We start from the raw sequence: 13,305 nt of genomic DNA, 5'->3' as shown, positions 1-13,305 counted from the left end.
AGCTTTGAATCGGACGAATTTGGAAGGTCACGTGAGGTCGGTTTGCTGTAACCGGCCGATTGCTACCGCGGAGATTTTGCTTTGATGCGGGCGATAAGTTCTCCGTCGTCAACAAAGCTGTCGAGGAAGTCGTTCCATTCCTGAGTTGAGCGGCGAGCATAGGAGAGCATCTGTTCCAGTTCCTCCATGCCGTCGTCTGTCAGGGCGGTGATGGATTCGTCCTCACCGTTATAGACGCTGATGATACTGCCGTAGGTCAGGTTGTCATCGTTGCTGACGATCGCCTGAAGAAGCTCTGGATCCTCGCCAAGAATTTCGGCGACATACTTGATGGTGCGGACATAAGTGACTGTTGCCATCAGGCCGCCTCGGCGCAGATGACGGCAATAGGTGACCAATTCCAGGGGAGCAGTTCATCGAGGCGATTGATCTTATGATCGTGGATACGGTCGAGCACATCGGCCAGATAGGTCTGCGGATCGAGGCCATTCAGCTTGGCCGTTTCGATGATCGTCATGGCACGCGCCAGTGTCTCCGCACCGGTATCTGCGCCGGCAAAGAGCCAGTTTTTCCTTCCAATTCCAACCGGGCGCAGGGCCCGCTCAGCAGCATTGTTGTCGATCGCGACCCGACCGTCTTCCAGGAAGAGGGAGAACGACGACCAACGGCTCAGGCCGTAGCGGAAGGCTCGCGCCAGGTCGCCCTTGCCCGGAATGCGGGTCAACTGCGCCTCGGCCCAGACGCGCAAGGCTTCGACTTTTGCCTTGCTGTGCTTTTGACGCGCGGCGAGACGGATATCGGCAGGCTGACCCGCAATCTCACGTTCGATGTCGTAAAGCGCGCCGATACGGTCGAGAGCCTCGCGTGCGATCTCGGATTTATTCGAGGTCCAGATATCATGGAAGTCGCGTCGCCAGTGTGCCCAGCAGGCCGCCTCACGGAAGCGGGATGTCCCATCCCCTTCAGGGTCATACAGCTTGCCGTAGCCTTTGTAGCCATCAGCCTGAAGGATGCCGCTTGCCTGCCTGAGGTGATGGTGGAGGTGCTCTTCCTTCCAGTCGGGGGCGAAGTAATAGACCGCACCCGGTGGAGCCGCGCCCGCCCATGGGCGTTGATCGCGGACGTACGCCCAGATCCTGCCCTTCTTCACCCCTTTGCCCAACCCCTTGTCCCGCAGAGAACGGTCGAGCACGCGGATCGGGGTGTCGTCGGCATGGAGGAGGTCACTGCCCATGATCGCGGTCTCGATCCGCTCGATCAGCGGCTGGAGCACCCGCATGGCACGACCGCACCAATCAACCAGCGTGCTGTCGGGGATGTCGGCGCCCATGCGGGCGAAGATCTCGTTCAGGCGATAGAGGGGCAGATGGTCGTCGAACTTCGAGACCAGAATGTAAGCCAGAAGCCCGGCTCCTGCCATGCTGCCCGGTATCGGGCGGCTTGGCGCCGGCAACTGCACCATCTTCTCGCAGCAACGGCAGGACTTCTTCAACCGAGCGACCTCGATGACCTTCGTCTGGGCAGCGATCATGTCGAGGATTTCGCTGGTGTCCTCGCCGACAAGGCGCAGCTCTCCCCCGCAATCGGGGCAGACTCTGCCGGGATCGATTTCCCTGCGCTCGCGCACTGCCTTTTCTGATACGCGTGGACGCCTGCGGATCACCTTCTCCCTGGAAGAATCCGTGGACGCCTCCGGGACGATCTCATCGTCCTCGTCAATTGGTTTGGTGCTGTTCTCCGACACTGCGATCAACAGATCCTCCAGCGCCAGTTCCAACTGCTGGATTTCGCGCTCGATCTTCTCGGAGGATTTGCCGAAGGCCTGTTTCCTTAGCCTGGCGATGCGCAGCCGCAGGTCCTGGATCAATTGGTCGTGCGCCCGCAACGTCGCCGACATCTTCGCATTTTCCGCCTGCAAGGCAGCGATCATCGCCTTCAGGAAGGCGGGATCATCGGGAAGATTTTGGGTCGCGTTCGACATGAGCCTTCAGAATTTTGTAATACAGGCAGAAGCCCTGCCCATCAAAATAAAGGAGCTTCAAACGATCACCACGTCTGCCTCGAAAGGCGAAGACCGCGCCCCCGGTCGGCTTCTGGCGCAACACGTCCTGCGCCAGCGCAGCCAGGCCCTCTATTCCTTTGCGCATGTCCGTAACCCCGCAGCCAGGTACACTCGCACGCCCGTCCCTGGTCCGATCATGCCGCTTCCACCGCCCGAATAAGCCGCGTCAGGACACTGGCGTTCACGCCGCTGTCGAAGCAAAGGCTGCGACCGCGGGGCAATCGTGACTCGATCATCCCAGATCGGTCCTGTTGATCGCCATATTGCTCGGTCTGCACGGCACTCATGTCGACGGGAATAAACACCGCATTGGCGGATGGCGACAACAATCCCTTCTTCTTCAGCTCGCTGCGCCAGGTGTAAATCTGCTGCCGCGTCACGAGGTGCCGATGAGCTACCTCCGTCACCGTGGCTCCAGAAACCCCAACCGACATGACGATCTCGCGCTTTTATTCGTCGCGCCATCGACGCCGCCGTTCCTGCCCAAGAATCTCCACGCGCATTGTAACCCTCGCCTAAGACACGACGTCGTTAAACACGTGTCTTAGGCCATCAGGGCCCAATCCGGCAAGCGGTCACAATCGGGCGGTTACGATGCAGAGCAGAGCGTTTGGCGCTGGATATGCCTGCCACGCGTGGTGAAGAGCGGCGGCTGCCGAAATCGGAGAGGAGCGGCTCCTTTTCCTCTCCAGCCAAGGTGAGCGCGTCACTGCCGAACGGTGTGAATCTGATGTTGGAATGCGGTGATCTGGACGCGTTGGCAGCAATAATCGGAGCATTGGGTCATGTTCAGACTGGGCGCTGCCCCTCAGGTCTACCTGCATCGCGTACCGATCGACCTTCGGGCTGGCATCAACAGCCTTGCTGTACTGGTTCAGGAGACGATCGCACTGATCATCTTGGAGCCGGTCACGGTTCGCTCGGCTGCCCTTTACAGACGCGCCTTCAATTTGGAGAGCGCCTTCTCTATGGTAATCGCAGCTTGCGGTCGAGCTCGACCTTGTCGCGGACGTAAATCGCCTCCTGCCGGTAGGGCGACAGGTCATCGGCATATTTGGAGACGGCAATCTGGGCGAGAAGCGCTTCCGTCGGAATGCCGCCCTCGGTGATGTTTGCCCGGGGCTGGCGCCTGGATGACCCGTCCTCGTTTTTTAATGGCATACTTCGGGCGACGGGTGACGATGACGCGGAACCTCGCCGGCATGACATCCAGCCGCTCCGACACGTCCTCACCGATCAGCACCTTCTGTTTGCCGGCATGCTCTGGCAGAGCCCTCCGGCTCTATGACCACGTCGATCCGCTCCAGTTGCGATGCGAAGCCCTTGCCTGGCTGCGACGGACGTTTGCCATCCGGACGCTCGCGGCCCTTGTTGACCCGTGCCCTGATCGCCGTGATGCCGGTTTCGATTTCATCGAAGACAAAGGCTTGCTGCTCGTCGCCGGTGCTTGGGCGCCGAGCTTTTCCGACCGCCGGCCGAAGCGGGCGCGATCGAAGGGCCTCAGGATCTGCGTCAGCTGCTCGACGCGCTCATCGGCATCAGCGTTGCGCGCCTTGAGATCAGCGATATCGCTCTCAAGGGCATCGGCGCGCGCCGCCCTTTCGGCCATGGCAAGCTCCATGGCTTTCAAATTTTTACGTCATCTGGGAGTTTGAGATCGGCCCGGCCAGAGCACGTTTTGCTTCGGCTTTTCTGCCCTTCAGGTTGCTGATGCACTTCGCCGCAGGGCTTTACCCAACAATCTCCCGCGGCTTCACCGGCACGACCCGAACCCGCTTCCAATCCATTCCATCGATGAGCGCCAGAAGCTGGGCATGGTTGAGCTTACTCTATCCGCCGTTTGGCCCGGAAGACGTAAGGCGCCGTTGAACGGACTATTGCCGGCATTCCCGCAGCAGTGACAGCAAGCTGTCCGAGCCTTGCGGAAGTCGACAGGATGGCTGGCCAGGAAAGCCATCAAGACAGTGGTTAAGGCTCTCGACCGATGAAGCAGTCGCCTCGGCAACTTGAAATGACGGCTGAGCGGGGACGCAAAGAGCAATGGCCGTCTTCGCCTCGTGTCTGGTGTCCTGTGTAAGCGGACTGCACAGTTGTGAAAGGCTTCTGAGTTTGTAAAGCCTTCCTTCACCTTTTCCAAATGAACGTTCATCCCCGGTTCAAATTTAATTAAACCTCTGTTCAGGACACTGTAGCTTCATCGGAGCGTCAAAATACATCAAGAAACGTTAATGGCTCTTTGAGGCAGAAGCGCGTAGTATTCTCGGGACAGCAACTGTAGAGAGCGGTGTGTTAAGCGTGCGCTCTCGGGTTGGTAAAACGGGCCTTCGGCTCCATCGACAAATTTTTCGCGTTAACGTGATCAAATTGGCGCCGATTTGCAGGCGACTTCGATCGCTCGGCTTCCAACAGCCAGCACGCCAACAGCTTCAAAGGATCGGCAAGCAATATCAACGGTTGGACCTCCATGAGCTCGCCGCTTTGGGAGGGGTCACCGTCACTGCTTCCGTCCAACCAGGCCCAAAACGGCCGGATAACAAAATTCATGAGAGTATAACTCTCCCGGAAATGTCAACAATTTTGTAGACATCGTGAAGCATTCACAGGTGAGATACGACGGCATACAGGCAGGGACTTGGACACACCTGATCGAATTAACTGCGGCTCATAACATGACTCTAACAGAAGATGTTTCCACCAAAGTCACTACGCTGACCTTTGACGCACTTCCTCAGCAGGTTCGCGACAAAGCCAAGCTTCTTGTTTTGGATCTGGTTGGCTGCATGATTGCGGGGAGCAGAACGCGCGGCGCGGTGCAGTTGATGCCCCACCTAACCTCTACCGACTCGGGTGGTAATTGCAGAGTGTTCGGCACGTCGCTGAAGTTCCATCCCGGCAACGCAGCCCACGCTAACGCCAATAACGCCAGCATGCTCACCCTTGATGACTCCTATGTCCTTTTTGGTCACCCAGGCTCTTCTGTGATTCCGGCGGCTCTTGCAGTTGCCGAAGAGATCGACGCCTCAGGCAAGGATCTGATCACGGCTATTGTTGGCGGCTACGAAATGTCACTCCGATTGGGTGCCGCCATCAGGCCCAGTGAAAATCGCGATCGCGAGGTGAAGGGTCTCGGTACTTGGCAAATATTCGGGGCCTGCACTGCGGCAGGCCTATTGCATCGGTTCGATGCTGACCAGATGGCCGACGCTTACGGGCTTGTCCCAATGCATGCTCCGCTGCCGTTCCTGCGGAAGTTCCACTCGCGGCCAATGAGCCTTCTTAAAAACAACTACGGTTGGGCAAACAAAGGCGCGATCATGGCCGTAGATCTCGTCCGTACGGGGTTCCATGGCAACCGCACCATCTTCGATGGGGACGACGGGTTTTGGATAATGGCTGGCTCGGACCGTTTTGAGCCCGAGGAAATGCTTGGCCGTTGGGGCGAGCGATATTTTACCATTGAGACAGGCTTCAGAGCGTTTGGTGTGTGCCGATGGATACATACTTCAATCGATTCGCTTCGTTCGATACTGGCCCGCGACAAGTTCGACCGTCAGGACATTGAGCGGGTTCAAGTCGAAACCGTGTCTGAATTTGTACGTGACTTCAACGGTCCGTGGCCGGAGTCAACGATCGAGGCGGCGTTTCATATCCCTTATGCACTCGCGCTCGAGCTGCATGACAAGTCTTCCTCCACCGGGCTCCGGGAGGAAGACCTTGGAGATGAGGAATTAAAGAAAACCGCAACGAAGATCAGGCTCTCTACGCTGAACCATGCCGATGACAAATTTTACTCGAAAAAGCTGCTGCCGGCTCGTGTAACCGTCATCCTTAAAAACGGTGAGACTCTATCTGCCGAGGCAGAGATTCCGACCGGAGCCCCGGGTGGTCCGGCTTTTGGTCAAGCTGAGGTCGAAGCCAAGTTTCTTACCCTGGCGACACCGCACATAGGTCAATCAAACGCAAATCATCTGATGGAAGCGCTCCTTAAGTTGGAGGCTCTCTCCGTGCGCGAAGCATTGCAATTCTGCGCGACACCCTGATGGCACCGAACATGCGCACCGCCATCACCGTCGCACGCCGACTTCGAAATTACCTCAATAATCAGGATCAGGTCATAAATGTCGACTCAAAGCACCGAGCCCAAACTCGATCAAAGGGAACCTTCAGGAAGCGCTTTTTACGCCGGTCGCGGCGTTAGCCAAACGCCAATGATTACGCACGCGAAGGGCATTTTTTTCTGGGACACAGAAGGAAAGCGCTATCTCGACGGATCTTCTGGAGCGGTCGCCGCGAATATCGGCCACGGGAACGAGCGTGTGCGTGACGCAATGATGGAGCAGGCCAGTCGATTCAGTTACGTGGTCCGCACAGCTTTCACCAGCGAGGCGACCGAAACCCTTTGCAAGATGGTAGCGGATCTTGCCGGGCTGGGTTTTGATCAAACGTTTCTTGTTTCGGGTGGCTCTGAGGCCATTGAGGCCACTTTAAAGCTCGCTCGCCAATATGCTGTCGTGACCGGCCAACCGAAACGGTCCAAGATCCTTGCGCGACTGCCAGGCTACCATGGGTCCACGATGGGTGCCGCTGCTGTCACGGGGGATCCTGACCGCGACGAGATGTTCGGACCGATGATGCGGATCATGCCAAAGGTCCCAGCACCATTGAGCTACCGCATTCCTGAAGGCTTCGATGTCGACTCCTATGCTGACTACTGCGCCAATGAACTTGAACGACAAATTCTCGCGGAGGGTGAGGACACCGTCTTGGCCTTCATCATGGAGCCGGTTGGCGGCGTTGCGACCGGCGCGCTAGTCGCTCCGGATCATTACTACAAGAAAGTGCGGGAGATCTGCGATCGGTATGGTGTGTTACTGATTTTTGATGAGGTGATGTGTGGCGCGGGTCGGACGGGCACCTTCTTGGCTGCTCATCACTGGCCAAATGCCCTGCCGGATCTTGTAGCCTGCGCGAAGGGATTGAGTGCAGGCTATACACCGCTCGGCGCCATGATTGCGCCGAACAGGATCGTCGACAAGGTGGTTGAATCAGGCGGCTTTCTGCACGGTCACACATATTCCGGCAACCCCCTTTCGTCGGCGATCGGTGTCGCGGTTCTCAGGGAATTGGTAGATCAAGACCTAATGACGAATGCAGAGCGAATGGGGAACCTCCTGCGGCATAAGCTAACCGTGTTGAAGGATCGGACTAATACAATTGGCGACGTGCGAGGATTGGGTCTGCTGAATGCCGTGGAGATCGTCGAGGACAAGGCGACGAAGGCAATTTTTCCGGCGTCCAGCCAAGCCTCTTACCGAGTTTCAGCGATCGCCCGCGATCTCGGCCTACATATTTATGGACGCCGCGCCGCGAGCGGAAAATTCGGCGAGTGGTTCATGGCAGCTCCTCCGCTCATCATAGCCGAAGACGAAATCGACCTCTTCATGGAACTGCTTACAGAGACGTTCCGCATTTTTGAGAGTGAGATCCGATGAGCGGTGCTAGCACCTATTGTCGGCTCAGACACCCTCAACAATCCGGCCTAGATATCCAGGAGAAACTTCCCGTGAATACGATGAACCGCGCGGGCGGTATTGCGCTGGACAATGATCTGCTAGGAGCAGCAACGCGATGGCGCCGGGAATTCCACTCTCATCCTGAGCTTCTCTTTGATGTCATCCGCACAGCAGCGCGTGTTGCCGATCTATTGCGTAGCTTCGGATGCGATGAGGTGGTAACCGGTATCGGCCGAAGTGGGGTGGTCGCAATAGTCCGTGGCGGAAGGGCCCCAGAGAGCCGAACTATTGGCATCCGCGCGGACATGGACGCTCTGCCGATCCCGGAGGCAACCGGCCTACCGTACGCATCGACTGTACCCGGCATGATGCATGCCTGCGGTCATGACGGACATATGGCGATCCTCTTAGGAGCGGTAAAGCACCTCGCGGAGACTCGTGCATTCTCCGGCACACTGATCGCCATCTTCCAGCCAGCGGAGGAGGGCGGCGGCGGTGCAAAGGTGATGATAGAGGACGGCCTTTTTGAGCGGTTCAGCATCGAGGACGTATATGCTCTTCACAACATGCCGGGGATGGAAGTTGGAACCTTCGCTCTGTCTGACAGTGTTATGCTGGCTGCATCCGATCGATTTAACCTTAAGATAGTCGGCAGCGGCGGCCACGCTGCGCGACCCCACGAGGCCATCGATCCCATTCCAGTGGCAAACCATATCGTGAGTGCCTTGCAGACGATAGTATCACGCGGTGTCGACCCACTCGATCCAGCAGTGCTCTCGGTCACATCCATCCATGCCGGAGATGCCTATAACGTCATTCCCTCCGAGGTGATGCTGAAGGGATCTGTCCGCACATTGTCAGACGTCAATCGCGCAAAGGTAGAAAGCCGGGTGGGAGCAATGGTCACTTCCATAGCCGAAGCCTTCGGTGCAAGTGTTGAACTCGACTATTGCCGCGGCTACCCGCCGACCGTGAACCATGCCAGCCAGGCGCGCGTCCTAGGGGATGCGGCCATGCGTGTCGGGGGAACTGCCGCCGTGCAGCGCGACATTCCTCCGATCATGGCTGCGGAAGATTTTTCGTATATGTTGCAGGCGAGACCCGGAGCCTTCATTTTCCTGGGTAACGGTGCGACAGAGCCTCTGCATCATCCAAGGTACGATTTCAACGATAGTGCACTTTCCTACGGAATTGCCCTTTGGGTCGAATTGATGAGTGGGCAGGATAATTAGTATGCATCTGGTCCGGTCAGCGGAGGCGACATTGCGACACGCAGGTACGGTATATAGCTCCGCTGGAGCCCGCAGCACTCGATTGTCCCAGGTTCTGCCCAACGCCGACAAGGCGGTCGCAGGTTAACAAGGAGAGACCTCATGCTTTTCCTGCACCAGTTCAACCGGATGCCGGGACCTTCAATTTGGTAGGACCAACCACATTACGACGCCGATGTGTTCAACGTGCCGCGCAGCCTTCGCATAGGCGTTTAGAGCGCGTCTAGTAGTCGATGAATCGATTGTGGTGTCGTGGCATGTTGATGTCCAATTCAACGTCCACTTTGATGGAGGTGGATTAATGAAAAGAGCACTTCGGTTCGGGTTCGGCGGACTGCGTGCAACTCCGATGTGCGGCAGCCGCGTCGTCGGGCTGATCGGGGAGTGCAAGGACATCCCCCTAAACGAGATGGTGGCTCCGGGATCGGCCTTCAGGGTGACCTGCTCCCCTGGAATGTCCTCGGTTTGAGGTTAGTCTGTTCTCCGAAGATGGAGACAGAGAATGAAGCGTTCCCGTTTCAGCGACGAGCAGATCATTGGCATTTTGAAGGAGCATCAGGCCGGTTTGTCAGCCGTTGAGCTGTGCCGCAAATACCGTGTCAGCGATGCGACCTCCTACAAGTGGCGCTCGGCGGCCGCAAAAGAGCGCTGGGAACATGAGCGCCGATGGCGATCCGCAGGGACCGAACCAGCGCTGTCGCTTGGATTTCGTCTCGGATGCGCTGGTCGATGGCAGGCGCTTTCGTGTCCTTTGCGTCCTCGATGACTTCAGCCGCGAGTGCCTTGCCACCGTAGTCGACAACTCGCTGTCCGGCGAGCGTGTCGGCCGTGAATTGGGCAGGATCGCGCTCGGCACGGGCTATCCCTGCATGATCGTGTCGGATAACGAAACCGAGTTGACCTCGAACGCCATCCTCAAATGGCAGCAGGACCATGTTGTCGAGTGGCATTACATCGCGCCGGGCAAGCCGACGCAGAACGGGTTCCTGGAGAGCTTCAACGGACGCTTGCGCGACGAATGCCTCAACGAGCAACTGTTCACCGGCTATCACCATGCCAGAGAAATCATCGAAGATTGGAGAAACGACTATAATCTGAACCGCCCGCACACGAGCCTCGACGGCTTGACCCTTACGAGTTTGCAACCCGGTCCCTACAGGACCCAAACCTGAACAGAGCTAACTTATAAACGCGGACAAACAGGAGAACAGGTCACTCATCATCGCCCCCGCGACCGACAGGGGATGAGGCCGACATGGAACGTCGCTCGCGCTCCGCAGACAAGAGTAAACGCATAAGTTTGCAAGACGCATTTACGACGCATCAGGAATTTGGGCTACATGAATCTGCGTCTGCCACACGTGGGCGCAGATCCTTCCTCCATCATTGCATACAATCGTATGCCAAATCGATGTGTTTCGACCTAGATGAAGGGGCTGGCAATCTGCGGAAATCCTCACCCCAACGCAGGGTCGAAGAAAATTCGTTTTTGATTCGAGCGTCGACGTAATGTAAGTCGCACCGAGATTTTGAAGAGCACCCATAGCACCAAGACTGTCCGCTAACGACATAATAACACCGCCGTGCACCGCTCCAGCAGAATTGATATGATGGCCCTCAATGTCGATGTGCGCGATGATTCGTTCCTTTGTCACCTTGTCAAGTACTATGCCGAGGTTCTTCTGAAATCCTTGTGTTGGCATACGCCTGATGTCCTCTTCGCTCCAGCAGCCTGGCACGGTTCGAATCGGCACGAAAGTGGTATTCTGTGTCATACGATTCCTTCATCTAGTGGGATAAGCGGCGTTTGGTGTCGTGTAAGTCCGTGCAGCCTTGGTGTCGAAGAACCCGTCCACAGGAGCCGTTAAAGGCGCTGCCGTAATCGTCCAGTTTTCTATGCTTTGGTACTTCGGCGCAGCTCAAACACTGGCCTGCTCTCCCCGCTTGAGGCGGAGCATTTGCCGGGCTTCGGCGGGGGTAGCAATGTCCAGGGATAAAAGGGTGAGGATGTCCCGTATCCGCGCCACCTGCTCGGCGTTCGAATGGGCAAGTCTTCCTTTATCGAGGTAAAGGTTATCCTCCATGCCTACACGCACATTGGAGCCCATAGTCGCTCCCATTGTGCAGAGCCGGAACTGGTGTTTGCCAGGCGCGAGAACCGACCAATGGTAGTCAGTACCGAAGAGACGATCGGCAACGTTGCGCATGTGGGTCATATTGTCGGCATCAAGGCCTATTCCCCCACTGAACCCAAAAACCGTCTGAATGATGAAGGGTGGCTTCAGCAAGCCGATATCCGCGAAATAGGCGACGTTATATAGATGTCCTACATCATAGCACTCGCACTCGAACCGAGTACCAACGGCTCCGACTTCGTTTATCGTTCGAGTAATGATTTCCTCGGTGTTTGGATAAATGCGCGCGGGTGCTGCGAGGAACAGTTCTCGCTCCCATGCATGCTTCCAATGATCAAATTTCGCTGCGATCCCTTGTCTTCCATAAGGAGAGAGCGAGCCCATATTGAGCGAGGCTAGCTCCGGTCTAAATCGGATAGCGGCCGCTATTCTCTCTTCCACGGTCGTGTTCGGACCACCACTCGTCGTGATGTTGATAATGGCATCCGATACGCGACGAATCTTCTCAATGGCAGGCGCATATACGTCCGGATCTGGCGTTGGGCGACCGTCAATTGGGTTTCGGGCATGGAAATGAACGATTGCGGCTCCCGCATTCGCCGCCTCGATAGCGTGATCGGCGATCTGTTCGGGAGTGATCGGCAGATATGGAGACATTGTAGGTGTGTGAGCCGCACCAGTCACAGCGCAGGTGATTACGACTTTTCGCTCATTGGACATGAGATACTCCGCTAAGAGGCTCGAATTTGAAGCTTTGGTCAGTTTACCCGGGGGCTAGCTGGGCACGCGAGCACCAAGAGTTATTCTCAGTGCCCAAACCTTATGGTTTCTGACCTATACGGAGTGGTCTCAAATGTGCGGCGACAATCAAGGGGTCTTCCGCATATTTGGTGCAGGTCCTTGTTCCACTCTCCCTCGCGGAGTGCTTTGGCGAGCCAGGCGGCTGCCAGAAGCCTGCTTCGCAGCAATTGATGACCCGCCCGCTCATACATCTGCCCCTTGATCGTTTTGAGGCGGTTGATCCGACCCTCAACGGGGCTCGTGCGCCAGGCCAGTCATCGATGCCGACCACGCGCGGGCCTCCGGCGGCTCGACCTCGGCTACGCGGATCATCCGCAGCAGCGTGTCGCCGCTGACCGGCATGGCCAGTTTGTGCGACAGGCGCGAGCCGGGCGCGGCCGCCGACAGTGAAGCCGATCGCCAGTTGGCTTTCGCAGAGGCGGGATGTGCGTCTCGCTTTCGGGGCACCGTTTCCGGCAGCCGCTCGGTGGAGATCCGCCCGCGGCATTTGCGGATCGGCGAACGGAACCGCCTGGCGTGCAGTCGGATCTCGACAACCCGTCCCTGCCACGGCAGATCGGCCAACCGTCGTACGTAGTGGCTGTGGATGCGGCGCGTCTGGCGACCGCAACACGGGCAGCACGATGCCTCCGCCTTCGGCCGGGCGACGAGCACTACCCTATCGGTCTGGGGAAGAATCTGGACAATTGAAAGTTCAGGGGAAATCAGCGAGCGGAAGGCATGGAGCACGGCAAATCACGGGCGTCGACTGCGATTCCGACCTTATGACCTTATTCGCACGATCCGTGAATCCCGCCTGCTGCACCAAAATATACGGAAGAACCCAATCAAGGTGAGACGCGCATTGCCTCGTCGAAAACGCTCCCTGATTGTTGGTCGTTGCCTCACCTGATTTGCTTCCTGCATTTCTGGTGCGAGCAAATCAGATGAGGCAGATCAACATGGCAACGAGGAGGGGAACTGATCGGAGCGCTGGCGACGCGTTATGTCAAGAGTGATCGGGGTGAAGAGTCACGGATATTCGATGAATTTGTTGCCAGCCATCAGCGGCTGCCATGCGGCTATTGCGCGAAGCTGCCAATCGCCGTCGAAGTGCAAGGCGGCCGCGGATCTATGACGAGGCGGCGCAGCAAGCGCTGGTGACCATCTGGGAAGCGTCCGATCGCGTTTGCGGCAAAGGGTTGAAGCCTTTGACCCCGGTTCTGGTTGACTCGATGGAGCGCCCATCGGCATCTCTGCCTTTCGCCCGAGGTCCGCTCGCTGTCTTACAGAGAGCGAGGGGAGCTTCATGCAGACTCTAGTTTTGACGGTCAGTGGTTGGAGAGAATGCTCGCGGGCGGTTATCGAGTTCACGCGGTGCCGACCCTATCGCAAGAGAAATCAGGCATTTGTCGAGCAAAAGAGCGGCGCCGTTGTCCGTCGCAGCGTGGGCTATCGACGGTTTGAAGGCGTTGAAGCCGCCGCGGTTCTGGCTGATCATTATCGGTCGGTTTGGCTTGCCAAGCTCTCGCTTTCATTCCTTA

At 57.3% G+C, this 13,305-nt stretch carries 10 protein-coding genes and 5 pseudogenes; 7 read left to right on the top strand and 8 right to left on the bottom strand.

Going from position 1 to position 13,305, the window contains the following annotated elements; translation table 11 throughout:
• Positions 1 to 62 precede the first annotated feature (62 nt).
• The 4 genes from QA637_RS29860 to QA637_RS29845 are packed head-to-tail and all read right to left on the bottom strand — an operon-like array spanning position 63 to position 2,496.
• On the bottom strand, positions 63 to 359 hold the full coding sequence (locus QA637_RS29860) for a hypothetical protein (protein ID WP_283067456.1): 297 nt from the start codon (positions 357 to 359) through the stop codon (positions 63 to 65).
• Positions 359 to 1,981, bottom strand: coding sequence for an IS66 family transposase (gene tnpC / locus QA637_RS29855; protein WP_283067454.1), 1,623 nt, complete (start codon positions 1,979 to 1,981; stop codon positions 359 to 361). The genes QA637_RS29860 and tnpC overlap by 1 nt, the downstream gene beginning before the upstream one ends.
• The gene (gene tnpB / locus QA637_RS29850) at positions 1,950 to 2,147 is read right to left on the bottom strand and encodes an IS66 family insertion sequence element accessory protein TnpB (RefSeq protein ID WP_428843187.1); all 198 of its coding nucleotides are present in this window, start codon (positions 2,145 to 2,147) and stop codon (positions 1,950 to 1,952) included. The genes tnpC and tnpB overlap by 32 nt, the downstream gene beginning before the upstream one ends.
• Positions 2,148 to 2,196: 49 nt before the next feature.
• Positions 2,197 to 2,496 carry a transposase gene (locus QA637_RS29845; RefSeq protein WP_283067452.1) on the bottom strand — a complete coding sequence of 100 codons (300 nt, stop codon included), beginning with the start codon at positions 2,494 to 2,496 and terminating at the stop codon, positions 2,197 to 2,199.
• 179 nt (positions 2,497 to 2,675) lie between these two features.
• On the opposite strand from QA637_RS29845, the pseudogene QA637_RS29840 reads away from it, so the two are divergent.
• Positions 2,676 to 2,864 (top strand): annotated as a pseudogene (locus QA637_RS29840) (IS66-like element accessory protein TnpA); the annotation flags it as partial.
• Between the two features lie 176 nt (positions 2,865 to 3,040).
• Here QA637_RS29840 and QA637_RS29835 read toward each other — a convergent pair.
• A pseudogene (locus tag QA637_RS29835) lies at positions 3,041 to 3,778 on the bottom strand (transposase domain-containing protein); the annotation flags it as partial.
• 953 nt (positions 3,779 to 4,731) lie between these two features.
• Here QA637_RS29835 and QA637_RS29830 point away from each other — a divergent pair.
• From QA637_RS29830 to QA637_RS29815, 5 genes and pseudogenes are all read left to right on the top strand, one after another.
• Positions 4,732 to 6,102, top strand: coding sequence for an MmgE/PrpD family protein (locus QA637_RS29830; RefSeq protein ID WP_283067450.1), 1,371 nt, complete (start codon positions 4,732 to 4,734; stop codon positions 6,100 to 6,102).
• Positions 6,103 to 6,180: 78 nt separating this feature from the next.
• Positions 6,181 to 7,554: an aminotransferase family protein gene (locus QA637_RS29825; RefSeq protein WP_283067448.1), complete on the top strand. Its 1,374-nt coding sequence runs from the start codon at positions 6,181 to 6,183 to the stop codon at positions 7,552 to 7,554.
• Positions 7,555 to 7,634: 80 nt separating this feature from the next.
• Complete coding sequence (locus QA637_RS29820; protein ID WP_283068048.1) at positions 7,635 to 8,807, top strand: M20 aminoacylase family protein; 1,173 nt, start codon at positions 7,635 to 7,637, stop codon at positions 8,805 to 8,807.
• 541 nt (positions 8,808 to 9,348) lie between these two features.
• Positions 9,349 to 9,432: pseudogene (locus tag QA637_RS31115) on the top strand (transposase); the annotation flags it as partial.
• Positions 9,433 to 9,479: 47 nt separating this feature from the next.
• Positions 9,480 to 9,973, top strand: a pseudogene (locus QA637_RS29815) (integrase core domain-containing protein); the annotation flags it as partial.
• A gap of 186 nt (positions 9,974 to 10,159) precedes the next feature.
• Here QA637_RS29815 and QA637_RS29810 read toward each other — a convergent pair.
• The 3 genes from QA637_RS29810 to QA637_RS29800 all read right to left on the bottom strand — a co-directional run bounded on the left by QA637_RS29810 (position 10,160) and on the right by QA637_RS29800 (position 12,346).
• Positions 10,160 to 10,621: a PaaI family thioesterase gene (locus QA637_RS29810; protein WP_283067446.1), complete on the bottom strand. Its 462-nt coding sequence runs from the start codon at positions 10,619 to 10,621 to the stop codon at positions 10,160 to 10,162.
• Between the two features lie 144 nt (positions 10,622 to 10,765).
• On the bottom strand, positions 10,766 to 11,701 hold the full coding sequence (gene kce, locus QA637_RS29805; protein WP_283067444.1) for a 3,5-dioxohexanoate:acetyl-CoA acetone transferase: 936 nt from the start codon (positions 11,699 to 11,701) through the stop codon (positions 10,766 to 10,768).
• Between the two features lie 309 nt (positions 11,702 to 12,010).
• A complete protein-coding gene (locus tag QA637_RS29800) occupies positions 12,011 to 12,346 on the bottom strand; it encodes a hypothetical protein (RefSeq protein ID WP_487247769.1) in 336 nt (111 codons plus the stop codon).
• 362 nt (positions 12,347 to 12,708) lie between these two features.
• Here QA637_RS29800 and QA637_RS29795 point away from each other — a divergent pair.
• Positions 12,709 to 13,301 (top strand): annotated as a pseudogene (locus tag QA637_RS29795) (hypothetical protein); the annotation flags it as partial.
• Positions 13,302 to 13,305 lie beyond the last annotated feature (4 nt).

The sequence above is a fragment of the Sinorhizobium terangae genome, from assembly GCF_029714365.1.
GTDB classification, from domain to species: Bacteria; Pseudomonadota; Alphaproteobacteria; order Rhizobiales; family Rhizobiaceae; genus Sinorhizobium; species Sinorhizobium terangae.
The sequence above is the reverse complement of the archived record's forward strand: the minus strand, read 5'-3'. Positions and strand labels throughout refer to the sequence as shown.